This window comes from Pseudomonas sp. AU11447, assembly GCF_001672555.2.
Lineage (GTDB): Bacteria > Pseudomonadota > Gammaproteobacteria > Pseudomonadales > Pseudomonadaceae > Pseudomonas > Pseudomonas nitroreducens.
The window spans coordinates 68868-91066 of sequence record NZ_LZDG02000066.1; the positions used below are offsets into that span (position 1 = coordinate 68868).

Below are 22199 nucleotides of genomic sequence, written 5' to 3' on the forward strand. Positions count from 1 at the left end.
CGATCAGGCGAAGGGCTTGGGCTCGGCGGCAAAGGACAGGCTCATGGCGCCGGCGCCGAGGTTGATGCCGCCGGTGGGGCTGAGCATCGCCAGGTGCACCTGCACGCCCTTGGCCTGGCAGGCCGCTTCCAGCGCGGCGAAGCCTGGCAGGTCACGCAGCGCGGAAGGATCGCCGGCGTAACTCAGGCTCATCTGCGGCGCCAGCAACTCGCCCGCCTCGACCCGCGCGCGGGCGAAGTTGAGCAGGCGCTCGGCGGATTTCTCGTAGTTCGGCGACACCGACACGGGCTTGTCCTCGCCCTGTACCAGGCTCAGCACCGGCTTCATGTCGAGCATCGAACCCAGGCCGAGGAAGGCGCCACGCAGGCGGTCGCCGATGCTGCTGCGGTCGCCCTTCTGGAAGCCACGGCGGCGGATGTGCCCAAGGTCGCTGGCGACCAGGAAGGTGTTCATCTGCTGGCTGAGCTGCTCCAGGCGGGTGCGCACGGCGTTGGGGTGCTGATCTTCGCCGAGCAGGCGCACGCCTTCGGCGGCCAGCACGGCCAGGCCGGCGAACACGGTCTGGCTATCGATCACCCGCAGCGCGAAGGGCCCGGCGATACCGGCGGCGGCGCGGCGTTCCTTGTAGCTCTGCAGGAGGCTGAAGGAGGCCTGGGTGGCGTTGTCGAAGATCGGGCTGCGCTGGCTGCTGACGGTCAGGCAGATCACGTAGTCGAAATCGGTGACCAGCTTTTCCAGGAACCAGTCGTGAGTCTGCGCCGGCGTCAGCGGCTCGCTGCCGTCCTCGGGGCCAACCTTGGGCAGGTCCTGGGAATAAAACGTCAGGGTGGTGTCGGGATCGCGATCATCGACGATGCGACGCTCGCCCACACGGATACCGATGGGGAGGACGCGAATATTGTGGGCAGCAAGGAATTCGGGGGGAAGGTCGCAGGTTGCATCGACTACCAAGCCGATCCGCATGACTTACTCCTATGGCCGTCTCCCGGCCTATTGTTGTGTGAACGCGTTCATACTCTGCCCGTTTCGGACTGGGAAGTCAGCATGCGGAAAGGTGGGTCTCGGAAAAGATTTGTAAACGCCTGGGACGGTGTTTTCAGACCATTCAGGCAATCAATAACCCGCCATAAACAAGGCATCACTGGTAGGAGCGAGGGGGAGGCCTAGTCCTTGCTCGCGAACCGGTTGCGCAGCGGACTCTGTTCGCGAGCAAGCTCGCTCCTACAGAAATGCGAAAGCCCCTGGCACCGTGGGTGCCAGGGGCTTTTGAGGATCAGACGCGGGCGAATCAGGCCAGCGACATCAGCGCATCACGGCTGAACGGCTTGATGTCGGCAAGGCGACCGTCGCGCACTTTCAGCGCCCAGTCCGGGTCCACCAGCAGGGCACGGCCGACGGCGACCAGGTCGAACTCTTCCTTGTTCAGACGCTCCAGCAAGCCGTCGATGCCCGACGGCTGGGCGACTTCCTCGGTGTTGCCGAAGAACGCCAGGAACTCGCTGCCATCCAGGCCGACGTTGCCGACGGTGATGGTCGGCTTGCCGGTGAGCTGGCGGGTCCAGCCGGCGAGGTTGAGGTCGGAGCCTTCGAACTCCGGAATCCAGAAACGGCGGGTGGAGCAATGGAAGATGTCCACGCCGGCATCCGACAGCGGCTTGAGGAAGGCTTCCAGCTCCTCGGGCGTCTGCACCAGGCGGGCGCTGTAGTCCTGCTGCTTCCACTGGGAGAAGCGGAAGATGATCGGGTAGTCGGGGCCGACGGCCGCGCGCACGGCCTGGATCAGTTCGATCGCAAAGCGCGAACGGTTGGCCAGGCTGCCGCCGTATTCGTCGGTGCGCTTGTTGCTGCCGTCCCAGAAGAACTGGTCGATCAGGTAGCCGTGGGCGCCGTGGATTTCCACACCATCCATGCCGATGGCCTTGGCGTCGCGAGCGGCCTGGGCGAAGGCGGCGATGACTTCCTGGATGTCGTCCTTGGTCATCTCATGGACCAGCACGGTGCCATCCTTTTCCTTGCCGCTGGGGCCATAGCCCGGAACGCTGGCGTCCGGCTCGGTGCCCAGGCGGCGCACGGCGCCGACGTGCCACAGTTGCGGGACGATCTTGCCGCCTTCGGCGTGCACGGCGTCGACCACCTGCTTCCAGCCTGCCAGGGCGTCTTCACCATGGAAGCGCGGCACGTTCGGGTAGCCGTTGGCGGCCTTGTGGTTGACCGTGGTGCCTTCGGTAACGATCAGGCCGACGCCGGCAGCGGCGCGGCGACGGTAGTACTCGACGACCTGGGCGTGGGGTACGCCGCCCGGCGTGAAGTTACGGGTCATCGGCGCCATCACGATGCGCGTGGGCAGTTCCAGTTCGCCCAGGCGGAAGGGCGAGAACAGGGTATCTACGGATGCAGTCATTGAAGTCTCCATGACGGCCAGGCGACCGGTCGTCTCGTTTTTGAGTGGGGCTGGAAAAATGAGTGATGACTCAGGCAGATCAGGCCTGTAGCAAGTGCTCCAGGCGCTCGATGAAGCGTTCCACCGGCTTGAGCGAAGCGCTGACTTTCATGCGCGCCAGCACGCCCTGCCAGGCATTGCCGATGAACTCGGCCAGTTGCTCGACGTTCTCCGAGGCGGGCAATTCCCCGGCGCGCTGGGCGTCAGCCAGGCAGTCGCGCAGGGTATCGATGGACTGCTGAAGAATGCCGTCGACGCGCTCGGCGATCGGCGGCGACAGCTCAGCCATCTCGAAGCTCAGGCTGCCGATGAAGCAGTGGTACTGCAGCTTCTCCTGACGGGCGAAGTGCGCCAACAGCTCGCGGTAATAGGTGAGGATGCGTGCGCGCGGCCCCAGTGCCGGATTACCCAGCGCCTCGGCGTAGCGCGCCAGGCGTGGTGCATACAGGTGCTCCAGCGCCTGCAGGGCGAAGTCTTCCTTGCTGTCGAAGTAGTGATAGAAGGAGCCCTTGGGAATCCCCGCGGCCTGGACGATGTCCTGCACGCCGGTGCCGTGGTAGCCGCTGCGGGTCATCGCCAGGGAGCCCTTGGCGAGGATCAGGTCACGCTTGTCGAGTCGGATGCTGTTCATGGCGGCAAGAATATGACCGGTCGTCTCGCTTTTGCCAGCACCATTGATCGCAGTGATTTTCCTTCAGAAGCGGATCAGCGAACCGCCGGGCTTTCCAGCAACTCTGCTACGCCTTCCTTCAGCAATTCACGCAGGCGCTCCACCACGGCTTCAGGTTCGGCTTCGCTGCAATGCAGGCACAGGCCCAGCGGCTCCATGGTCGGCAGCCCGGCGCGCCCGGCATCCAGCCGCTCGACGCCGGCCGGCAAGCCGATGGGAGTACGCAGGCCGATCCCCAACCCCGCGCCGACGGCGGCCCAGATGCCGGACAGCCCGGCACTGGTGAAGGCCACGCGCCAAGGCACGCCGGCCCTGTCCAGGGCCGCCGTTGCCGCGCTGCGCAGCAGGCAGGGCGCCTCCAGCATGACCAGCGGCAGCGCTTGGGCCGCGGGAAACAAGGGCGCATCCGGTGCGCCGATCCAGCACTGCGCCACCACCCCCAGGCGTTCCATGTAGGGCGTGCGCTCACCGGTTTCCCACGCCAGCGCCAGGTCCAGTTCGCCGCTGCGCACCCCTTCTATGAGTTGCTGATTGCGCGAGGTGCGCACCTCGATGCGCACCCTGGGGTGAGCACGGGCGAAGCGCGCGAGCACGGCGGGCAACAGGGTTTCGCCGAAGTCCTCCTGCAGGCCGAGGCGCACCCGGCCCTCCAGCGAGCCGCCACGCAAGGCGCCGGCCGCCTCGTCGTTCAAATCCAGCAGGCGGCGGGCGTAGGCCAACAATGTCTCACCCGCCTCGGTCAGTGCCATGCCGCGTCCCTCGCGGCGCAACACCGGGGTGCCGGCCTGCTCTTCCAGCTTCTTCAGCTGCGCGCTGACGGCAGACGTGGAGCGCCCCAGGCGGTCCGCCGCACGGGCGAAGCTGCCCAGTTCGATGCCGGTGACGAAGGTGCGCAGCACGTCGAGATCGAAGTTGATGCGGGCCATGGCAACCATCCTGATTAATCGAACTATCAGTCAAATATTTCCTGATTTTCAGAACAAACCTGCCGCGCTAGCCTGATTCCGTCAAGCCACAGAAGAGGAACGGCAGCATGTCTCGTCCACCCCAGGTCTCCCCTGCCCTGCAACAGCAGGCACCGAAGCTGGCGCAGATCACCGAGCAGGTGCTGTTCGGGGATGTCTGGCAACGCCCGCAGCTGAGTCCGCGCGAGCGCAGCCTGGCAACCGTCGCCGCGCTGGTGGTGCAGGGCCGGCAGGAACAACTGCCGTTCCATTTCGAACTGGCCCGCGACAACGGCCTGACCCGCGAGGAGCTGGTCGAGCTGATCACCCACCTGGCCTTCTACGGCGGCTGGCCGACGGCCGCTTCCGCTCTCAACCGTCTCGACGAGGAGTGACACCATGCCCACCGTCCGCATCTCCCTGCGTAAAGGCAAGCAACCGCAGTACCTGCGCCAACTGGCCGACACCGTGTACGACGCCATGCACGAGGCTTTCAACGTCCCGGAAGGCGACCAGTTCGTGATGATCCACCAGCATGAAGCGGAGGAATTCGTCTACAACCGCGACTACCTCGGCGGCCCGCGCAGCGACGACTTCGTGCTCATCGCCATCACCATCGGCCGCCCGCGCGACTCGCAGACCAGGCAGGCGTTCTACCGCCGACTCAATGCATTGCTGGGCGAACGCCTGGAAATCGCCAGCGAGGACGTGATGGTACAGATCACCACCAGCGAGGCGGACGACTGGTCCTTCGGCGGCGGGCGCATGGGTGTGCTGACACGCCCCGATGCGGTCAGTGCCAGCTGACGCGCTGCTCCAGCGGGAAGCGCAGGCGTGGGTTGTAGACGCCGTTGTCCGCAGCCCGCCCTGCTGCCAGCAACATGATCGGCACCGCGTGACGGGGAATCTGCAGTACCTTGCGCAGCCGCACCTCGTCGAAGCCTTCCATGGGGCAACTGGCGAAGCCGTGGCTCTGCAGGGCGAGCATCAGGTTCTGCGCCGCCAGCGCGGTGGATTTCACCGCCCACAGGCGCATTTCGGCGTGGCTGTTGGGCTGCCGCATCAGGGCACGGCGCAACCCGACGACCGAATACAGCGCGCGCTTGAACAACCCGCGCAAGCCCAATGCACCCTGGTCGTACTGGAAAGGCGCGGTGCGCTCATAGAAGCGCCGGACCTTCTCCGGCACCTGCGGTTCGGGCCATTGCTCGAGGATGTCGGCGCAGGACTCGCGCCAGGTATCCGGCCGCGCCAGCACGGCGATCAGCACCGGCGCCGTGCGCGCTGCATTCTGCCCCAGGCAGACCGGCACCAGTTGGCGCCGCAGCTGGGCATCGCGGATCACCTGGAAGCTCCAGGGCTGCAGGTTGCAGGCATTGGGAGCGAGCACCGCCAGCTCCAGGCAATCGCGCAGCACTGCATCGGGCACAGGCTCGTCGAGGAAGCGACGAACCGAACGACGCTGCTCGATCAAGGCGCGCAGGGCATCAGGCGTGGCGGGCAAGCAGGCGGACTCGGCGGTGAAACGGCTCATGGCGGGCTCCGGAAGCAGGTCGCCCGATTAAGCCGCCGCGCGCTGCGCGAAACAACGCAAAGGAAGAAATGCCAGCGGGATTGGCGCAAGCGCCCTCTCCCGCCGGCAACGGTCAGGCGCCCAGCGCCTTCTCGATGGCCTGGATCAGCGCCGGATCATCCGGTGCGGTGCGCGGGCTGAAGCGCGCCAGCACGCGGCCGTCCGGACCGAGCAGGAACTTCTCGAAATTCCAGGTGATGTCGCCGGGGAACTCGGCGCCCTCGCCCGCCAGCAGGCGGTACAGCGGATGACGTTCCGAGCCGTTGACGTCCAGCTTGCCCGACATGGGGAAGCTGACCCCATAGTTCAGCGAGCAGAACGACTGGATCTCGGATTCGCTGCCCGGCTCCTGCCCGGCGAACTGGTTGCAAGGCAGCCCCAGTACCACGAACCCCTGATCCTTGTATTGCTGGTAGAGCTTCTCCAGACCGGCGTACTGCGGAGTCAGGCCGCACTTCGAGGCGACGTTGACCACCAGCACGACCTTGCCCTTGAGCGGGGCCAGCGGCAGATCCTGGCCGTCGAGACCATGCAGCGTCAGATCGTGAAAAGCGCTCATTGCTTGCTCCTTGAAGAAGTAGGCACGAAGTGCCCGCGCAGGGGCGGACAATGTGTCCGACGTGCTGCGCAATCCCAGTCGATGCGGGAAAAATGCCCTGGCATTCTTTGCAGTTGAAGCCGATTGCATGAGAAAGGCGCCCGAAGGCGCCTTTCCCGATTGAGCTTAGCAGCTCAATGATGGCTCCACCCGATCTCGATGAGCGACCGGGTGGCAGCGATCAATGGTGATGACCACCTTCGCCGTGGACGTGGCCGTGGGCGACTTCTTCAGCCGAAGCGTCACGGATGTCGACCACTTTCACCTTGAAGTTCAGGCGCTGGCCGGCCAGCGGGTGGTTGCCGTCGACAGTCACGTCGTCGCCATCGATGTCGCGGATGGTGACGATCTGCATGCCGCCGTCCGGAGCGGAGGCGTGGAACTGCATGCCGACTTCCAGCTCGTCCACGCCTTCGAACATCTCGCGGGTCAGGGTGGCGACCAGTTCGGCGCTGTACTCGCCATAGGCATCGGCCGGCTCGACGGTCACGTCCAGTTCATCACCGACCTGCTTGCCTTCGAGGGCTTTTTCCAGGCCGCCAATGATGTTGTGGGCACCGTGCAGGTAGACCAGCGGAGCGCCGCCGGCGGAGCTGTCGATGACCTCACCTGCGTCGTTGGTCAGGGTATAGTCGATGGAAACCGCCTTGTTGGCCGCGATCTGCATGGTTCGAAACCTATCTGATATAGAAGTTGAGCGCGTAAGTTTACGCGGCGACGCCCCCGAATGCGACCCGAAGACGGACGGACGGGACAACGCGGGTCCGCCGCGCCTGCTTGACTTTCATCAGGACGAAGACGGCCACTGGGTGGCAGTCTTGTCCTGCGGCCACACCCAGCACCTGCGCCACCAGCCGCCCTGGCAGTCGCGGCCCTGGGTGCTGGACCCGCAGCAACGCAAGGCGCAGATCGGCCGCTGGTTCCCCTGCGGCTGGTGCGCCAAGGATTCCGACAGCAACAAGGAGTAGGCATGCCGGCTCGCAATATCCTGGTGATCAACTGCGGCAGTTCTTCGATCAAGTTCGCCCTGGTTCGAGAGGGGCGCGAAGACTTCATCCTCCACGGCCTGGCCGAGCGCCTTGGCTCCAACGGCGCCAGCCTGCGCTGGCAGGGCGAGACCGACGAGCAGCCGCAGACCCTGGAGCTGCCCGGTGGCGACCACAAGGCCGCCCTCGCCCGCCTGCTGCCGCTGGTGGCCCAGGCTGCACAAGGCGAGTTGCACGCCATCGGCCACCGCGTCGTACACGGCGGCGAGCGCTTCACCCAGGCTTCGCGCCTGACCGATGAAGTGCTCAGCGCCATCCGCGAGACCTCGCCCCTGGCGCCGCTGCACAACCCGGCCAACCTGGTGGGCATCGACGCCGCCATGGCGCTCTACCCGGACCTGCCGCACATCGCCGTGTTCGATACCGCCTTCCACCAGAGCCTGCCCGAGCGCGCCTACCGCTACGCCATCCCCGAGCCGCTATACCGCGAGCAGCACGTACGCCGCTACGGCTTCCACGGCACCAGCCACCGCTACGTCAGCCACAAGGCGGCCGAGATGAGCGGGCTGGCGGTGGGCGACAGCTACTGGCTGTCCGCGCACCTGGGCAACGGCAGCTCCACCTGCGCCATCGCCAACGGCCAGAGCCGCGACACCAGCATGGGCCTGACCCCGCTGGAAGGCCTGATGATGGGGACCCGCTCGGGCGACGTCGACCCGAACCTGCACAGCCACCTGGCGCGCACCCTGGGCTGGAGCCTGGAGAAGATCGACCACATGCTCAACCACGACAGCGGCCTGCTCGGCCTGTCGGGGCTGTCCAACGACATGCGCACCCTGGAGCATGCCCGCGAGCAGGGCCACGCCAATGCGGCGCTGGCCATCGAAGTATTCTGTTACCGATTGGCCAAGTCGCTGGCCTCGCTGACCTGTGCGCTGCCGCGCCTGGACGGCATCATCTTCACCGGCGGCATCGGCGAGAACTCCGCGCTGGTGCGCAACCTCACGGTCAAGCACCTGCACGTGCTCAACCTCGAACTCGACGGCGAAGCCAACGCCCGCTGCGTGCGCGGTGTCGGCGGGCCGATCCACCTGGCCGGCCATCCGCGCGTACTGGTGATCCCCACCAACGAAGAACGGCAGATCGCTCTCGACACCCTGGCCGTACTCGACTGAAGATCCACGGGTTGCGCCCCACAAGGGCACCTCCTCTCTCCGCACGGCTTAAGGAGCCCGGATGCACACCTTCTTCCTCGCACCGACCGGTTTCGGTGTTGGCCTGACGTCCACCAGCCTGGGGCTGATCCGCGCCCTGCAACGCGCCGGCCTGAAGGTCGGCTTCTTCAAGCCCATCGCCCAGCCCCATGCAGGGGACGACGGCCCGGAGCGCTCCAGCGAACTGGTCGCACGCACCCACGGCCTCAATGCACCCACCCCGCTGTCGCTCTCCAAGGTCGAGCGCATGCTCGGCGACGGCCTGCTCGACGAGCTGCTCGAAGACATAGTCGGCATGTACAACAACGCCGCCGTGGACAAGGACGTGATGATCGTCGAAGGCATGGTGCCGACCAAGCATGCCAGCTACGCCGCACGCATCAACGCTCACCTGGCGCGCAGCGTGGATGCCGAAGTGATCCTCGTCTCCGCGCCGGACAACGAGACCGTGAGCGAGCTGTCCGACCGCATCGAGATTCTTGCCCAGCTGTTCGGCGGCCCGCGCGACCCGCACCTGGCCGGCCTGATCGTGAACAAGGTGCGCGGCGGCGAGAGCGACGATATGCCCCGCGATGCCGAGGCCGCCGCGCGGCTGTTCGGCGAGCGCCTGAAGGAACACTCCCCGCTGCTGCGCGACGGTGACGTCCGCCTGCTCGGCTGCATCCCCTGGCAGGACGAGATGAACGCCCCGCGCACCCGCGACGTCGCCGACCTGCTGGATGCCAGCGTGCTCAACGCCGGCGACTATGAACAACGCCGCGTGCAGAAGATCATCCTCTGCGCACCCTCCGCGCCGAATACCGTGCACCTGCTCAAGCCCGGCGTGCTGGTGGTGGTGCCGGGCGACCGCGACGACATCATCCTCGCCGCCTGCCTCGCCGCCATGAACGGCGTGCCGCTGGCCGGCCTGCTGCTGTGCTCGGGCCTGGCGCCGGACGCGCGGATCATGGAGCTGTGCCGCAGCGCGCTGCAGAGCGGCCTGCCGGTGCTGACGGTGAAGACCGGCTCCTTCGACACCGCCGGCGACCTGTCGCGGATGAACAAGGAAATCCCGGTGGACGACCGCGAGCGCGCCGAGCGTGTCACCGAATTCGTTGCCGAACACATCGACTTCGAGTGGCTCAAGGAGCGCTGCGGCGCGCCCCACGAGCTGCGCCTGTCGCCGCCGGTGTTCCGCTACCAGCTGACCCGGCGCGCGAATCGCGCGGGCAAGCGCATCGTCCTGCCCGAGGGCAGCGAACCGCGCACCGTGCAGGCCGCCGCCATCTGCCACGCCCGCGGCATTGCCCGCTGCGTGCTGCTGGCCAAGCCCGACGATGTGCAAGCTGTGGCGCAGATGCTGGGTATCGTGCTGCCCGCGGACCTGGAGATCGTCGACCCGGATCTGGTACGCAGCCGTTACGTCGACCCGATGGTCGAGCTGCGCAAGGGCAAAAGCCTGAATGCGCCGATGGCCGAGCAGCAACTCGAAGACAACGTCGTGCTGGGCACCATGATGCTCGCCCTGGACGAGGTGGACGGGCTGGTTTCCGGCGCCATCCACACCACCGCCAACACCATCCGCCCGGCCCTGCAGCTGATCAAGACGGCGCCGGGCTACAACCTGGTGTCCTCGGTGTTCTTCATGCTGCTGCCCGACCAGGTGGTGGTCTATGGCGACTGTGCGGTGAATCCCGATCCTTCGGCCAGTGACCTGGCAGAGATCGCCCTGCAGAGTGCCGCCTCGGCGCAATCCTTCGGCATCACCCCGCGGGTGGCGATGATCAGCTACTCCACCGGCGAGTCGGGAACGGGCGCAGATGTCGAGAAAGTGCGCGAAGCAACACGCATCGCGCGGGAAAAACGCCCCGATCTGTTGATCGACGGCCCCTTGCAGTATGATGCCGCCGCCATCGCCAGCGTGGGTCGCCTGAAGGCCCCCGAGAGCCAGGTGGCAGGACGCGCCAATGTATTCGTGTTCCCCGACCTGAACACCGGGAACACCACCTACAAGGCCGTCCAGCGCAGCGCCGACTGCGTCAGCATCGGCCCGATGCTGCAGGGCCTGCGCAAACCGGTGAACGACCTGTCACGCGGGGCGCTGGTGGACGACATCGTCTACACCATCGCGCTGACGGCGATCCAGGCGGACAGCGGCAAGGACGGCTGATAACCCAAGGCACGAGGGATGTGCCCACGAACGCATCACGCGCCCGGCCAACCGGGCGCCTACGTACAAGGACCATTCCTCGATGTTGAGTTTCCTCCCCCCGATCGTTCGCGGCGTGATCGCGAGCCTGCTGCTGTTCCTCAATACCGTTTGCTGGGCCACGCTGCTGCTCGGCATGACGCTGGTCAAGATCGTCCTGCCGTTCGCCGCGGCGCAGAGCGCTTGCAGCAAGATCATGAGCTTGATCGCCGAAAGCTGGATCGCCTGCAACAAGGGCTGGATGAACCTGGTGCGCAGCACTCACTGGAACGTCGAGGGCCTGCAAGGTCTGGTTTACGACCACTCCTACCTGGTCACCAGCAACCACCAGAGCTGGGTCGATATTCTCGTCCTGCAGTACCAGCTGAACCGCCGCGTGCCGCTGCTGCGCTTCTTCCTCAAGCAGGAGCTGATCTGGGTCCCGATCATCGGCCTGTGCTGGTGGGCGCTCGATTTCCCCTTCATGAAGCGCTACACCAAGGCCTACCTGGCCAAGTACCCGGAGAAGAAAGGCAAGGACCTGGAGACCACCCGCAAGGCGTGCGCCAAGTTCAGCCGCATCCCGGTGTCGATCTTCAACTTCCTCGAAGGCACCCGCTTCACCCAGGCCAAGCATGACGAACAGCAGTCGCCGTTCCAGCACCTGCTCAAGCCCAAGGCCGGCGGCATTGCCTTCGTCCTCGACGCCATGGGCGAGCAGCTCAAGACCCTGGTGAACGTCACCATCCATTACCCCGATGGCCGCCCGACCTTCTGGTGCCTGATGTCCGGCAAGCTGCGCTCGGTGGTAGTGCGCTTCGAAGAGCTGGAGATTCCGCGCCAGTTCATCGGCAAGAGCTACGACCAGGACGAGGGCTACCGCGCCGAGTTCCAGCTGTGGGTGAACCAGCTCTGGGAGCGCAAGGACCAGTTGCTGGCCCAGTTGCACCGCGAATTCCCCGCCAAGGCCTGATGCGCTTTTTGTAGGAGCGAGGGGAACGCCATCGTTATTGCTCGCGAACCGCATGGCACCGAGCGGTCCCGGTTCGCGAGCAAGCTCGCTCCTACAGAAGAGCAAGAACAAAAAAGCCCGCCAATCGGCGGGCTTTTTCATGGGCGGTGCTTACTGCTGGTACTGCTGGGTCTGTGCCCCCGGCAGGGCCTTCAGGTTCACTTCCACGCGGCGGTTCTGGGCGCGGCCATTGACGTCGGCGTTGGAGGCCACCGGCTGGTCCGGGCCCATGCCACGGGTGCTGACGCGGGAGCCATCGACGCCCTGGGAGGTCAGGTAGCTCGCGACCGACTGCGCACGGCGCTGGGACAGGTCCATGTTGTGCTGGCGGCTGCCGGTGCTGTCGGTGTAGCCGACGATCTCGATGCTGTTCTGGTTGAACTCCTTGAAGGAGTTGGCCAGGTTGTTCAGCGGGGTATAGAAGGACGGCGCAATGTTCGCCGAGTCGGTGGCGAAGGTGATGTTGCCCGGCATGATCAGCTTGATGTCGTCACCCTGGCGCTCGACCTGCACCCCGGTGCCCTGCATCTGCTGGCGCAGCTTGGCTTCCTGCTTGTCGGCGTAGTAGCCGTAGCCTGCGGCCGCGGCGCCCACGGCGGCAGCGCCGATCAGCGCGCCCTTGCCACGGTTGTTGTGGTTGATCGCGGCGCCGGCCACGGCACCAGCCAGCGCGCCCAGGCCGCCGTACTTGGCGGTCTTGCTGACGCCGCCCTCGGCGGGCACCTGGGTGTTGGGATCATAGGGATTCTGGGAGGCGCAACCGGCCATGAGAGCAAAGGCGGTGGCAGCCGCGACCATGGACAGACTACGTGCGGTGAACATGACGGATGACTCCTCGAATAGCGAAACACCCGGTATCGGGCGGCAAGTTAGAGCTTAGGACGTGCAAATAATTCCCGAGCAACCTTAAGCACGGATGAAGGGATTTTCCCGCATCTCATCGCCCAGATTGGTATCGGGCCCGTGGCCTGTGACTACGGTAGCTTCTTCGTCCAGTGCATAGAGACGCTCGCGGATCGAACGCTCGATGGTGGCGTAATCCCCGCCCCACAGGTCGGTGCGGCCGATGCTGCGGCGGAACAGCGTATCGCCGGCGATCAGCAGCTTGTCCCTGGGGAACCAGAAACTCATCGAACCCGGCGTATGCCCCGGTGTGTGCAGCGCCACGCCGCAGCCACAGGCCAGCTCCTCGTCATCGGCCAACCACTGGTCGGGCGACGGGACGGGCGTATAGGGCACGCCGAACATGCGGCACTGCATTTCCAGGTTATCCCAGAGGAACTGGTCGTCCTTGTGCAGGTGCAGGGTCGCGCCGGTCTTTTCCTTCATCTGCCCGGAGGCGAGGAAGTGATCCAGGTGCGCATGGGTATGGATAATGCTGACCACCTTGAGCCCCAGCGCGTCGAGGCGTTGCAGGATGAGCTCGTGGTTGCCACCCGGATCGACGACGATGGCCTTCTTCGTCACGGGATCACCGATGATGGTGCAGTTGCACTGCAAGGGGCCGACAGGGAAGGTTTCGCGGATCAGGGCAGGCTGTTCGCTCATCGGGGACTCGCTGGGTTGCGGAAGTACACGACGCCCATTTTCGCTGATTCCCCCAGCCCTGGCGAGCCGGCCCGGTCGACGGTTCAGTCGCCCTGGCGGTAATCCGTGGGCAGCTTGCCGGTCCACTTGCGGAACGCCCGGCGGAAGTTCGACGGGTCGTTGAAGCCCAGCAGCAGGGCGATCTCGTAGAGCGGCAGGTGGGTCGTGGTGAGGTATTGCAGGGCCAGGCGCTTGCGCACGTCGTCGAGCACTTCCTGGTAGGTGGTGCCCAGGTTCGAAAGATGTCGACGCAGGCTGCGGCCGCTGGTGTGCAGGTCCGCCGCCACCGCCTCCAGGTCGGGAAACTCGCCGGGCCGCGCCAGCAGCAGGCGGCGGATGCGGGTCAGCAGGCCCTCCTGCACGTCCAGCGTGGCCAGCAGCGCCTCGCACTGCTGCTCGCACATCTGCACCGTGGCCGGGTTGGCCAGCGCCATGGGCCGCGCCAGGTATTCGCTGGGCAGGCCGATGAAGTGGAACGGCTGGTCGAACAGCACTTCCCCGCCGAATACCTCGGCGTAGCGCTCGGCGTAGTCCGGTTCGGCGTAGGCGAAGCCAACGCTGACGCCCTGCAGCGGCTCGCCCACCAGGAAACGGGCGATGGTGTGCAGGCTGGTCATCAGGCCTTCGGCGGCGAAGCGGCTCGTCGGCCCCAGGGGAATCGACTCGCTGGCACGCAGGTAGGACACGCCGCCGTCTTCCACCATCTCCAGGTCGTAGGCCAGGCCCAGCACGCGGTAGTACTTCAGGGCGAAGGCGATGGCACGCTCGAGATTGGCGCTGGACAGCACCGCGTAGCCAAGGATGCCGTGGGTGGAGACGTTCAGCCGCTGCCCCAGCAGCAGGCCGAAGGCAGGTTCGTTGCAGTGCGCCAGGGCAGCGCTGGACAACTGGTGGAAATCGACGAAGGACAACCGACCGTTGGGGCTCTGCAGTACCTCGGGGCGCACGCGGGCCAGCTCGAACAGGCGCGCGCGCGGCACACCAAGCTCTTCGGCAAGGTCCAGGAGCGCCTGCGCATAGGCGACCGGCACCAGTTCGGCGGTGAAATTGAGCGGTTGCTTCATCGTTCTTCTTATGTTGACCGCTGGCCGGATATGACCGGAAAGTTGGCAGACAATAACCTTGTGACGCTTCCGCTACAAGCCCAGAGTAATGACCATGGACAACCACCACACTGGAGCCGCCATGGCCAGCACCACCCCCGCAGGACTGGAGATCAAGCCCCGGCACATGGACTTCGATCTGCCCGATCCGCTGCCGCGTCACTGGCACGGCGGAGACGCGTTCAAGTCCCATCTGTTCGACGCCATGTCGGTGCTCTTCCCCGACGGCGAGCGCTTCTTCATCGACTCGGTGCGGCAGTTCCGCGACCAGATCAGCGACCCGGTGCTGAAAGAGCAGATCCGCGGCTTCATCGGCCAGGAAGGTCACCACAGCCGCGAGCACCTGACCTACAGCCAGCGCCTGCGCGACCTGGGCTACGACGTCACCGCCATCGAGAAACGCGCCCAGGCGCGCATCCGCTTCACCCAGAAGAAGTTCCCTGCCAAGCGCCAGTTGGCAGCGACCGCGGCGCTGGAGCACATCACCGCGATCATGGCCAACGGGCTGCTGACCGACCCGCGCACCATGGAAGGCGCCGACCCGGTGATGCAGCGCCTGTGGCGCTGGCATGCCCTGGAAGAAACCGAGCACAAGGCGGTGGCCTTCGACGTCTACAACCAGGTCTGCGGCAGCCGCAAGCTGCTGCGCCGGGCGATGCGCATGGCGACCTTCTTCTTCGTGCTGGATACCTTCCGCGGCCTGGTGCACATGCTCAAGGTGGACGGCCTGCTGTGGAACTGGCGCGTCTGGCGCGACGGCATCAAGTGGACCTGGGGCAAGCACGGCGTGTTCCGCCCGCTGCTGCGCGAGTACCTGGACTTCTTCAAGTCCGACTTCCACCCGTGGCAGCACAACAACCTCGATGTGCTCTACGAGGTGCGCAAGGAATACGACCCGCAGCCGCTGGCGCACGCTGGCTGATCCGCCCTTCGCTTCGAACACCGCCCCGCCCTGTCGGGGCGGTTTCGTTTCCAGTACTGACCGCGAACTTCCCCGCAGGATGGGTGGAGCGCAGCGATACCCATGCTGTCGGCGCGCGGGAACTGATGGGTATCGCTTCGCTCCACACCATCCTACGAAAAGCGCTTGGGCAGGACCGTAGGGCGCATAACCTGGAACAGGTTATCCGCCGGCCGTTGCATGGCGGATAACGCTGACGCGTTATTCATCCTACGAAAAGCAATTCGGCAGAACGAAAAGCCCGGCGCTTGGCCGGGCTTTTCATTGAACAATCAACAGTCAGGCATGCAGGAAGCGCAGCGCGTCCGCTGCCGACTCCTCGGGGATTTCCTCCATCGGGATATGCCCCACGCCCGGATAGACCTTCACCTCGATCCCCGGTACGTCGCGCTGCCACATCGGTACATGGCGCGGCGAGATCCAGCGGTCGCGCTCACCCCACATCAGCAGGGTCGGCACCTTCAACGCGGCCACGCGGTTGGGGGTGGTGGGCAGCTCCTCGCGGTTGGCCTTCACCAGCACGCGGAAGATGTCGATCATCGCGCGGCGGTTACCCGGCCGGCGGCTGATGTCGTAGTAGCGATCGATCACGCCCGGTTTGATCTTGCGCGCATCGCCGTAGACTTCCTTGATGCCCTGGGCCACCAGGGCGCGCGGCATCCACATCGGCATCATGATGCCGGCGCCGGGCAGCACGGCGCTGGCGATCATCAGCGGGACCTTCTGCATGTAGTAGCCGGCCGGGTCGATAAGGATCAGCCGCTCGACGCGGTGGGCGTTGGCCAGCGCGTAGTTCCAGGCGATGTAGCCGCCCAGCGAGTTGCCGGCGATGGACACCTGCTTGAGGTCCAGGCGGTCGAGGAACAGGCCGAACACCTTCACCAGGCGCTCGCCGTCGTATTCGCGGTCCTGGCCGCCACCAGTGAGGCCGAAGCCGGGAACGTCGAGGCGGATGATGCGGAAGTGCTCGGACAACTCGGCGACCCAGCCGTCCCAGGTATGCAGCGAGGCCATCACGCCGTGGACCATCACCAGCACCGGTTTTTCGGGGCTGCCTTCGTCGCGGTAATGGATGTCGAAGCCGTCGACGTGGATGAACTTCGAACCGGACTCGGGCGAAGCGTAGCGTGCCTTCAGCGCAGCCAGCGGCAGGGGGCCGAAACCATAGCGGGCCAGGCCCTCGGCCAGCGGCGGTTGCACAGACAATGTGGCGGTCATGGACGAGTGACTCCCGTGCTTGTTGTTCTCAAGCCCGAATCACACCACAGCGCCCACGTCGCCGCGCCCAACCTAGGTAGTGTCGAGGCCCGTCACGGGATGACGCAGCCCGCTCACCCCGCTAACCTAGCCCGACCCGCCCTCGCGCAAGGAAAGCCCGTTCGTGCCGATCCTGACTCGCCGTTCGCTGTGGCCGCTGGCCGTGCTGTTGCTGCTCCTGTGCCGCCCGGCCCTGTCCGCCGACCTCTATTACCTGGGCCAGAAGATTCCCGACATCCAGCGCAACTGGACCAGCGCCGACTACCAGGTGCTGATCGACGCGCTGAAGAAGATCGACGAGACCCAGGTCAACGGCCTGCCCCGGCGCAGCGGCGAGTTCACCGGGCCGATCTACCAGCGCATGGTCAGCGAGGAAAATTTCCGCCCGCAGCTGAACATCTACGCGCCACTGGAGCTGCGGCAGAACGAGGCGCGCGAGGTGCTGTTCAAGCTCAAGGAGCTGATGCGCCTGTACTTCAACTTCCGCGCCGCCAAGCAGCCCTATGGCGCCGAGGCGTTGGGCCTGATGAGCTACTCGCTGCGCGAACAGGCGATCCTGTTCAACCTGACGGTGGAGTTCTGGATGACCCTGGCGCAGAGCGAGCAGCGCAACCCGGTGCGCCTGCAGGGCATGCAGGAAGCCAAGGCCGCCGCCTCGATGCTCACCAGCAGCGCCCTGGACTACCTCGGCCTGACTGCCCAGTTCGATCGCCAGGACCTGGTGCTCTACAGCGCCGAACTGGCCAAACAACTGCCCGAGCTGTTCATCCACCTGCCGCCGGAAGTGCGCGTGCAGCTGCTGATGCGCGTGGATGAACTGGCGCAGAAGCACGCCTACCCGGAGGTGCGCGAGAACATGCGCGATCTGCTGCCGGTGCTGCAGGCGATCCAGGCGGATGTGCAGAAGCAACTGGCACCACCGGCCAAGGGCCAGCCGGCGCCGAAAGGGCTGGATCTGAGTGCGCCGGTGGAGGGAGACAAGAAAGGGATGTAGTTCCGCAGGGCGCGAGTGTGCACCTGGAGAGCTGAAGCCCAGTCTGGCATCGCAGCCCAAGGCTCAGCGCCCTCTCCCCAGCCCTCTCCCTGAAGGGAGAGGGGGTTGTTCGGAAATACAGGGAGGATCGCGGCCCTGATGCAACTCTGGGGAGCATCAGGGAGGCAGTGGAGGCAGGGCGGACAGAGGATCAGTCCCCTCTCCCGCTTGCGGGGGTAGGCCAGGGAGCGGGAGCGCGGCCAGCCGACAAGCCGAAATCAACGACCTGCACCAACTCCCCTACCGCAGCAACCCCATCTCCTTCGCTCGCGCCACCGCCTGGGTACGACGTTCCACGCCAAGCTTGTCGTTGATGTGCCGGGCGTGGCTCTTCACGGTATGCAGGGAAATGAACAGGCGATCGCTGATCTCCTGGTTCGAGCAGCCCTGGGCGATCAGTTCCAGTACGGCCAGCTCACGGCCGCTGAGGCAATCGGTGAGCGTCGCGCTGCGCTCCGGCGCCGCCGGCAAGCGCTCACGCAGGGCCTCGATGGCTGGCGAGGTGACCCGCACGGCCAGTTGCTCGCGCAGCCATTCCGGATGTTGCTGCAGCACTTCCTGAAGCGGGATCGTCAGGCCGGCGGCCAGGCCGCTCAGGCACTCGCCCAACTCGAAGGACGCCTCGCGCTCGCGGCCATCCTGCAGCAGCAAGGCAACCAGTTGGCCCTGGGCAAAGCGCGCCTGCAACTGCGCACCACCTTGCAGGGCGCCGCTGGCCACGGCTCGCAGGCGTGCTTCGGCCTCGGCCATGCGGCCTTCGCGGCGCTCCAGTAGGGCCTGGAGCATTTCCACATTGCGCGGCAGCTGCGGCGAGCATTCCGGCGGCGTGGCCGGCTCGGCGCCGGTGTAGGTGTCGCGCAGGCGCTCCAGCCAGGCGCTGGCCAGTTCGACCTGGCCCTGACCAAGCCAGAGCTCGCACTTGATCAGGGTAATGGCCGACAGGTAGTAGACCGGCGGCACGTCCCAGACGTGCATCATCCGCTCGACCTCGGCGAGGTGAGCGAAGGCACGGGTGTAGTTGCCCAGCCGCCCTTCCAGGCTGGCCAGCACGCAGAAGCCGATCACCAGGCTGATGTCGCGGCAGGCGCGGGCTTCCTCGATACCGGCCTTGAGGCACTTGCGCGCCTCGTCCGGTTGCAGTGCGAGGCTACGCAGATAACCCTGGTAGAGCATCAATCGGCCGCGCACCGCGTAGCGCCGCTGCGAGGACAGACCGGAAAGCCGCGCCAACCCCTGGCGCACTTCGTCCTCGGCACGCAGCACTTCGCCGCGCGCTTGCAGGACGCGCGCTCGGTCGTAATGCACCATGGCTTCGAACAGCGGATTGCCGAAGCGCTGCGCCAGCTCCAGCGCTTCTCGATTGAGGCCGCGCGCGCGCCACAGATCGTCGCGCACGATGGCCAGGTTGCTCAGCGTGGACAGGCACAACAGGCGCGGGCCGAAGCGTTCCGGGCCAAGGCCGTGCATGGCCTCTTCGCAGTGACGCTCGGCCGCATCGATCTCGCCGCGGCCACGGGCAATTACCCCGGCCAGAGCCTGCCATTGCGCGAGCAGATCGCGCTGGGCAGTGGCATCGGCGGCGGGCAGGAAACGCGACAGCTGCGCTGCCAGCTCCTCGGCCGCATCCAGCTGGCAGGCCAGCGCCAGCGCCCAGCTGTACAGCACGATCAGGCGCGGCGTGCTGGCCAGCAGGCTGTCGGGCAGGTCCATCTTCCAGCGCAGCAGCGTGGCGACGTTCTGTTCGGCCAGCAGTTGTTCTTCGGACAGGCTCTGCACCAGGCTCGCAGCCACTTCCGGGTGGCCGGCGCGCAGGGCCTGCTCCACCGCATCGTCGAACAGCCCCTGGGCACTGAACCAGCGGCACGCGCGCAGGTGCAGCGCGGCTGCGGACGGCCCGGAACCGGGCAGCGGGCGCGCCAGCAGCAGGTCGGAGAACAGGTGGTGATAGCGGAACCACTGGCCCTGTTCGTCCAGCGGCACCAGGAACACCTGATGCTGCTGCAGGTGGCGCAGGATGGAGGCGCTGTCATGGGAGTCCCGGAGGGAATCACACAGTTCGGCGGAAAAGCGCTCGAAGCGCGCGGTCTGGGCCAGGAATACCTGGACTTCCGGCGACTGCTTGTCGATCACCTCTTCCAGCAGGTAGTCACGGATCAGCTCCTCGGCGCCATGCACGGACAGGTCCGGCACGTTGGCCGCCAATTCGTCGCCGTGGGCCAGCAGCCACAGGCGCAGGCCGGCGATCCAGCCTTCGCTGCGCTCGACCAGGTTGTCCAGGGCGTTGTCGTCAAGCTGCGCGCCGTTGGCGGAGACCAGCTGGGCGGTTTCCTCCACGGTCAGGCGCAGGTCCTGCTCGGTGAACTCCAGCAATTGCCGCGACAAGCGCAGGCGCGCCAGGTGCCAGTCCGGACGTTGACGGCTGGTGACCAGTACGACCAGACCGGGGGGCTGGTGGTTGAGCAGGAATTGCAGGCAACGGTCGAGCACTGCGCCCTGGGCCAGGTGATAGTCGTCCAGCACCAGCAGCAGCGGGCGCTCGACGGACAGGCTGTCCACCAGTTCATCGAGCAGGTCATCGAGCCAGGCTTCGAAGGCAAAGGGCTGGTGGCGCTGGCGCATCTTCAGCAGGGCCAGGGCTTCTTCGCCGAGCGTGGGGAAATGCAGGCGCAGGCCTTCGAGCAGGCGTTCGAGGAAACGCCCGGGGTCGCTGTCCCTGGCACTGAGCCCCAGCCATAGACTGTGCCATTGGCTTTCCAGCGTCTGGCAGAACTCGATGGCGAGGGAGCTCTTGCCGAACCCCGCCGGCGCAGACACCAGTATCAGCCGTCCCTCCAGCCCTGCGGCCATGCGCTGGCAAAGGCGCGAACGAGCAACGTGGCCATGCGGCAGCGGCGGCCGGAAGAAGCGGCTGCCGGCCGTGCTGGGGGGAACATCGGTCAGTCTTGGCAGAGTCGAGAAGTCGGTCATCGGCCTGGCTCTTGCTCTAGCTCTTATCGCTATGTCGACGGAGGTCACACTGAGGACGGAGCCTAGCCCCTTGCGGGCGGGAATTGAAGCCGATTTTGTTACCTTTGCTCACAAGATGACTGGAAGGCGTCCGACATTCCCGCCTCCATTCATCTGACAGATGATGTCCCATAAAAAAACCGGCCCGAAGGCCGGTCTTTTTTCACCGCGGAACCACCCGTGGGGATCGGGGGATCAGCGCACGCCTTCCTGGCGAAGCGCTGCCGGGGTGAAGTCGCTTTCCGAGGCGCTGTAGTTGAAGTCGTAGGCGGATTTCTCCTCGTTCTTCAGGCCCAGCACCAGGTAACGACCGGACAGCAGGTCATACAGGGTTTCCGCGGTGTACCACGGTACCTGGTAGTTGTAGTAGTACTGGTTGAACGCCTCGGCGACGCGCCACAGGGTGCCGCGACCGTCGTAGTGGTCGATCTCCACGGCCTGCCAGGTGTCCTCGTCGATGAAGAAGTCACGCTTGGCGTAGATGTGGCGCTCGCCCGGCTTCAGGGTGGCGGTCACGTGCCATACGCGGTGCAGCTCGTAGCGGGCCAGGTCCTGGTTCAGGTGGCCGGGCTTGATGATGTCCGAATACTTCAGCTTCGGATCGTCCATCTTGTAGTTGTTGTACGGGATGTACAGCTCCTGCTTGCCCACCAGTTTCCAGTCGTAGCGGTCCGGCGCGCCGTTGTACATGTCCAGGTTGTCGGAAGTACGCAGGCCGTCGGCGGCGGTACCCGGGCCGTCGTAGGAAACCTGCGGGGCGCGGCGTACGCGGCGCTGACCGGCGTTGTACAGCCACGCCAGGCGCGGTTCCTTCACCTGGTCGAGGGTCTCGTGCACCAGCAGCACGTTACCGGCCAGGCGCGCGGGAGCGGTGACGCGTTGCTTGAAGTAGAAGAGCACGTTGCTCGGCTTGCTGGCGTCGTAGTCCTTCAGGTCGGTGCGGAAGACGAATTCATCCTGGAAGTACACCAGCGAGTACGAACCGTTGACCTGCGGCGTGGCCTGGGTCACCAGACGACGCACGTGGCCGCCACGGTAGCGGGTGATGTGGTTCCAGATGACTTCCAGGCCGTCCTTCGGAATCGGGAAGGGGTTGGCCACCTGGAAGTTCTCCAGGCCGTTGCCGCCCTGCAGCAGCTTGGTGCTGGTGGCGTTCTTCTTGGTCGCCTCGAGCACGTTGGCCGGCACGGTGGCGGTGCGGTGCGTGGTGTACACCGGCATCTTGTAGGTATCGGGGTAGCGCTTGAACATGGCCTGCTGGCCGGGGGTCAGCTTGTCCTTGTACTGGTCCATGTTCTGCGCGGTGATGGTGAACAGCGGCTTCTCGCTGGCGAACGGATCACTGAGGAAGCCCTTGCTGTCGGCAGTGCCGGCGTTCTTGGGCAGGCCGCCGGTCCAGGCCGGGATGCTGCCGTCGGCGTTGCCGGCCTTTTCTGCGCCCATCGGAGTCAGGGAGGTGCCCAGCTTCGCCGCTTCATCGGCAGAGACGGCCGCCATCACCTGGGAGGCGATGAGGCTGAGCGCCAGGGCGCCCGTGTGCAGCAGGATCTTTGTTGTTCTCATTCGTTTATCGTCCTCGTTGAGTCTTTGCCCACCGCGGTGGCCGCGCTTGCAAACGCGGTTCGCGGGTCTTGTCTGCTGCTCGCGC

General features: G+C 65.7%; 21 protein-coding genes. 8 read left to right on the forward strand and 13 right to left on the reverse strand.

Annotated features, from left to right (window positions below):
• Nucleotides 1-3: 3 nt before the first annotated feature.
• The 4 genes from A6723_RS23820 to A6723_RS23835 form a co-directional block, all read right to left on the reverse strand.
• Nucleotides 4-963 (reverse strand): DegV family protein, encoded by a 960-nt coding sequence (locus A6723_RS23820; RefSeq protein ID WP_054908668.1) that lies wholly within the window; start codon nucleotides 961-963, stop codon nucleotides 4-6.
• A gap of 325 nt (nucleotides 964-1288) precedes the next feature.
• Nucleotides 1289-2401, reverse strand: coding sequence for an NADH:flavin oxidoreductase (locus A6723_RS23825; protein WP_054908667.1), 1113 nt, complete (start codon nucleotides 2399-2401; stop codon nucleotides 1289-1291).
• Between the two features lie 79 nt (nucleotides 2402-2480).
• Nucleotides 2481-3071 (reverse strand): TetR/AcrR family transcriptional regulator, encoded by a 591-nt coding sequence (locus A6723_RS23830; RefSeq protein WP_054908666.1) that lies wholly within the window; start codon nucleotides 3069-3071, stop codon nucleotides 2481-2483.
• Nucleotides 3072-3145: 74 nt separating this feature from the next.
• Complete coding sequence (locus tag A6723_RS23835; protein WP_054908665.1) at nucleotides 3146-4036, reverse strand: LysR substrate-binding domain-containing protein; 891 nt, start codon at nucleotides 4034-4036, stop codon at nucleotides 3146-3148.
• A 107-nt stretch (nucleotides 4037-4143) separates the two neighbouring features.
• Between A6723_RS23835 and A6723_RS23840 the strand changes: the two genes are divergently transcribed.
• A complete protein-coding gene (locus tag A6723_RS23840; protein ID WP_038803571.1) occupies nucleotides 4144-4449 on the forward strand; it encodes a carboxymuconolactone decarboxylase family protein in 306 nt (101 codons plus the stop codon).
• 4 nt (nucleotides 4450-4453) lie between these two features.
• A complete protein-coding gene (locus A6723_RS23845) occupies nucleotides 4454-4861 on the forward strand; it encodes a tautomerase family protein (RefSeq protein WP_054908664.1) in 408 nt (135 codons plus the stop codon).
• Here A6723_RS23845 and A6723_RS23850 read toward each other — a convergent pair.
• The 3 genes from A6723_RS23850 to A6723_RS23860 all read right to left on the reverse strand — a co-directional run bounded on the left by A6723_RS23850 (nucleotide 4848) and on the right by A6723_RS23860 (nucleotide 6892).
• Nucleotides 4848-5588 (reverse strand): nitroreductase family protein, encoded by a 741-nt coding sequence (locus tag A6723_RS23850; RefSeq protein ID WP_054908663.1) that lies wholly within the window; start codon nucleotides 5586-5588, stop codon nucleotides 4848-4850. The genes A6723_RS23845 and A6723_RS23850 overlap by 14 nt on opposite strands.
• 112 nt (nucleotides 5589-5700) lie before the next feature.
• Nucleotides 5701-6186, reverse strand: coding sequence for a glutathione peroxidase (locus A6723_RS23855; RefSeq protein ID WP_024762680.1), 486 nt, complete (start codon nucleotides 6184-6186; stop codon nucleotides 5701-5703).
• 220 nt (nucleotides 6187-6406) lie between these two features.
• Nucleotides 6407-6892 (reverse strand): peptidylprolyl isomerase, encoded by a 486-nt coding sequence (locus A6723_RS23860; protein ID WP_024762679.1) that lies wholly within the window; start codon nucleotides 6890-6892, stop codon nucleotides 6407-6409.
• Here A6723_RS23860 and A6723_RS23865 point away from each other — a divergent pair.
• The 4 genes from A6723_RS23865 to A6723_RS23880 all read left to right on the forward strand — a co-directional run bounded on the left by A6723_RS23865 (nucleotide 6861) and on the right by A6723_RS23880 (nucleotide 11565).
• Nucleotides 6861-7193 carry a DUF3565 domain-containing protein gene (locus tag A6723_RS23865; RefSeq protein ID WP_164488281.1) on the forward strand — a complete coding sequence of 111 codons (333 nt, stop codon included), beginning with the start codon at nucleotides 6861-6863 and terminating at the stop codon, nucleotides 7191-7193. The genes A6723_RS23860 and A6723_RS23865 overlap by 32 nt on opposite strands.
• A gap of 2 nt (nucleotides 7194-7195) precedes the next feature.
• Nucleotides 7196-8386 carry an acetate kinase gene (locus A6723_RS23870; RefSeq protein WP_054908662.1) on the forward strand — a complete coding sequence of 397 codons (1191 nt, stop codon included), beginning with the start codon at nucleotides 7196-7198 and terminating at the stop codon, nucleotides 8384-8386.
• A gap of 61 nt (nucleotides 8387-8447) precedes the next feature.
• The gene (gene pta / locus A6723_RS23875; RefSeq protein ID WP_054908661.1) at nucleotides 8448-10574 is read left to right on the forward strand and encodes a phosphate acetyltransferase; all 2127 of its coding nucleotides are present in this window, start codon (nucleotides 8448-8450) and stop codon (nucleotides 10572-10574) included.
• Between the two features lie 82 nt (nucleotides 10575-10656).
• Complete coding sequence (locus A6723_RS23880; protein WP_054908660.1) at nucleotides 10657-11565, forward strand: acyltransferase; 909 nt, start codon at nucleotides 10657-10659, stop codon at nucleotides 11563-11565.
• A gap of 150 nt (nucleotides 11566-11715) precedes the next feature.
• Here the strand turns inward: A6723_RS23880 and A6723_RS23885 are convergent, their stop codons facing one another.
• The 3 genes from A6723_RS23885 to A6723_RS23895 all read right to left on the reverse strand — a co-directional run bounded on the left by A6723_RS23885 (nucleotide 11716) and on the right by A6723_RS23895 (nucleotide 14255).
• Nucleotides 11716-12426, reverse strand: coding sequence for an OmpA family protein (locus tag A6723_RS23885; RefSeq protein ID WP_054908659.1), 711 nt, complete (start codon nucleotides 12424-12426; stop codon nucleotides 11716-11718).
• An 84-nt stretch (nucleotides 12427-12510) separates the two neighbouring features.
• The gene (locus A6723_RS23890) at nucleotides 12511-13152 is read right to left on the reverse strand and encodes an MBL fold metallo-hydrolase (protein ID WP_037012945.1); all 642 of its coding nucleotides are present in this window, start codon (nucleotides 13150-13152) and stop codon (nucleotides 12511-12513) included.
• Between the two features lie 83 nt (nucleotides 13153-13235).
• Nucleotides 13236-14255 carry an AraC family transcriptional regulator gene (locus A6723_RS23895; RefSeq protein ID WP_054908658.1) on the reverse strand — a complete coding sequence of 340 codons (1020 nt, stop codon included), beginning with the start codon at nucleotides 14253-14255 and terminating at the stop codon, nucleotides 13236-13238.
• Between the two features lie 121 nt (nucleotides 14256-14376).
• Between A6723_RS23895 and A6723_RS23900 the strand changes: the two genes are divergently transcribed.
• Nucleotides 14377-15216, forward strand: coding sequence for a metal-dependent hydrolase (locus tag A6723_RS23900; protein WP_024762671.1), 840 nt, complete (start codon nucleotides 14377-14379; stop codon nucleotides 15214-15216).
• A gap of 318 nt (nucleotides 15217-15534) precedes the next feature.
• On the opposite strand, the gene A6723_RS23905 is transcribed toward A6723_RS23900, so the two are convergent.
• Nucleotides 15535-16473 carry an alpha/beta fold hydrolase gene (locus tag A6723_RS23905; RefSeq protein ID WP_054908657.1) on the reverse strand — a complete coding sequence of 313 codons (939 nt, stop codon included), beginning with the start codon at nucleotides 16471-16473 and terminating at the stop codon, nucleotides 15535-15537.
• Between the two features lie 163 nt (nucleotides 16474-16636).
• Here A6723_RS23905 and A6723_RS23910 point away from each other — a divergent pair, with 163 nt between their 5' ends.
• A complete protein-coding gene (locus A6723_RS23910) occupies nucleotides 16637-17506 on the forward strand; it encodes a hypothetical protein (protein ID WP_054908656.1) in 870 nt (289 codons plus the stop codon).
• A gap of 279 nt (nucleotides 17507-17785) precedes the next feature.
• Here the strand turns inward: A6723_RS23910 and A6723_RS23915 are convergent, their stop codons facing one another.
• Nucleotides 17786-20512 (reverse strand): LuxR C-terminal-related transcriptional regulator, encoded by a 2727-nt coding sequence (locus A6723_RS23915; protein ID WP_054908655.1) that lies wholly within the window; start codon nucleotides 20510-20512, stop codon nucleotides 17786-17788.
• A gap of 234 nt (nucleotides 20513-20746) precedes the next feature.
• Nucleotides 20747-22114: a DUF1329 domain-containing protein gene (locus tag A6723_RS23920; protein WP_054908654.1), complete on the reverse strand. Its 1368-nt coding sequence runs from the start codon at nucleotides 22112-22114 to the stop codon at nucleotides 20747-20749.
• Nucleotides 22115-22199 lie beyond the last annotated feature (85 nt).

Excerpts from the sequence above, each read along its gene's own strand:
- A6723_RS23845 (WP_054908664.1), top strand. The coding sequence starts at position 4,454 with ATGCCCACCGTCCGCATCTCCCTGCGTAAAGGCAAGCAACCGCAGTAC.
- A6723_RS23915 (WP_054908655.1), bottom strand. The coding sequence starts at position 20,512 with ATGACCGACTTCTCGACTCTGCCAAGACTGACCGATGTTCCCCCCAGC.
- A6723_RS23885 (WP_054908659.1), bottom strand. The coding sequence starts at position 12,426 with ATGTTCACCGCACGTAGTCTGTCCATGGTCGCGGCTGCCACCGCCTTT.
- A6723_RS23855 (WP_024762680.1), bottom strand. The coding sequence starts at position 6,186 with ATGAGCGCTTTTCACGATCTGACGCTGCATGGTCTCGACGGCCAGGAT.
- A6723_RS23900 (WP_024762671.1), top strand. The coding sequence starts at position 14,377 with ATGGCCAGCACCACCCCCGCAGGACTGGAGATCAAGCCCCGGCACATG.
- A6723_RS23890 (WP_037012945.1), bottom strand. The coding sequence starts at position 13,152 with ATGAGCGAACAGCCTGCCCTGATCCGCGAAACCTTCCCTGTCGGCCCC.
- A6723_RS23880 (WP_054908660.1), top strand. The coding sequence starts at position 10,657 with ATGTTGAGTTTCCTCCCCCCGATCGTTCGCGGCGTGATCGCGAGCCTG.
- A6723_RS23820 (WP_054908668.1), bottom strand. The coding sequence starts at position 963 with ATGCGGATCGGCTTGGTAGTCGATGCAACCTGCGACCTTCCCCCCGAA.
- A6723_RS23850 (WP_054908663.1), bottom strand. The coding sequence starts at position 5,588 with ATGAGCCGTTTCACCGCCGAGTCCGCCTGCTTGCCCGCCACGCCTGAT.
- A6723_RS23905 (WP_054908657.1), bottom strand. The coding sequence starts at position 16,473 with ATGACCGCCACATTGTCTGTGCAACCGCCGCTGGCCGAGGGCCTGGCC.
- A6723_RS23835 (WP_054908665.1), bottom strand. The coding sequence starts at position 4,036 with ATGGCCCGCATCAACTTCGATCTCGACGTGCTGCGCACCTTCGTCACC.
- pta (WP_054908661.1), top strand. The coding sequence starts at position 8,448 with ATGCACACCTTCTTCCTCGCACCGACCGGTTTCGGTGTTGGCCTGACG.
- A6723_RS23865 (WP_164488281.1), top strand. The coding sequence starts at position 6,861 with ATGGAAACCGCCTTGTTGGCCGCGATCTGCATGGTTCGAAACCTATCT.
- A6723_RS23830 (WP_054908666.1), bottom strand. The coding sequence starts at position 3,071 with ATGAACAGCATCCGACTCGACAAGCGTGACCTGATCCTCGCCAAGGGC.
- A6723_RS23895 (WP_054908658.1), bottom strand. The coding sequence starts at position 14,255 with ATGAAGCAACCGCTCAATTTCACCGCCGAACTGGTGCCGGTCGCCTAT.
- A6723_RS23840 (WP_038803571.1), top strand. The coding sequence starts at position 4,144 with ATGTCTCGTCCACCCCAGGTCTCCCCTGCCCTGCAACAGCAGGCACCG.
- A6723_RS23920 (WP_054908654.1), bottom strand. The coding sequence starts at position 22,114 with ATGAGAACAACAAAGATCCTGCTGCACACGGGCGCCCTGGCGCTCAGC.
- A6723_RS23825 (WP_054908667.1), bottom strand. The coding sequence starts at position 2,401 with ATGACTGCATCCGTAGATACCCTGTTCTCGCCCTTCCGCCTGGGCGAA.
- A6723_RS23870 (WP_054908662.1), top strand. The coding sequence starts at position 7,196 with ATGCCGGCTCGCAATATCCTGGTGATCAACTGCGGCAGTTCTTCGATC.
- A6723_RS23860 (WP_024762679.1), bottom strand. The coding sequence starts at position 6,892 with ATGCAGATCGCGGCCAACAAGGCGGTTTCCATCGACTATACCCTGACC.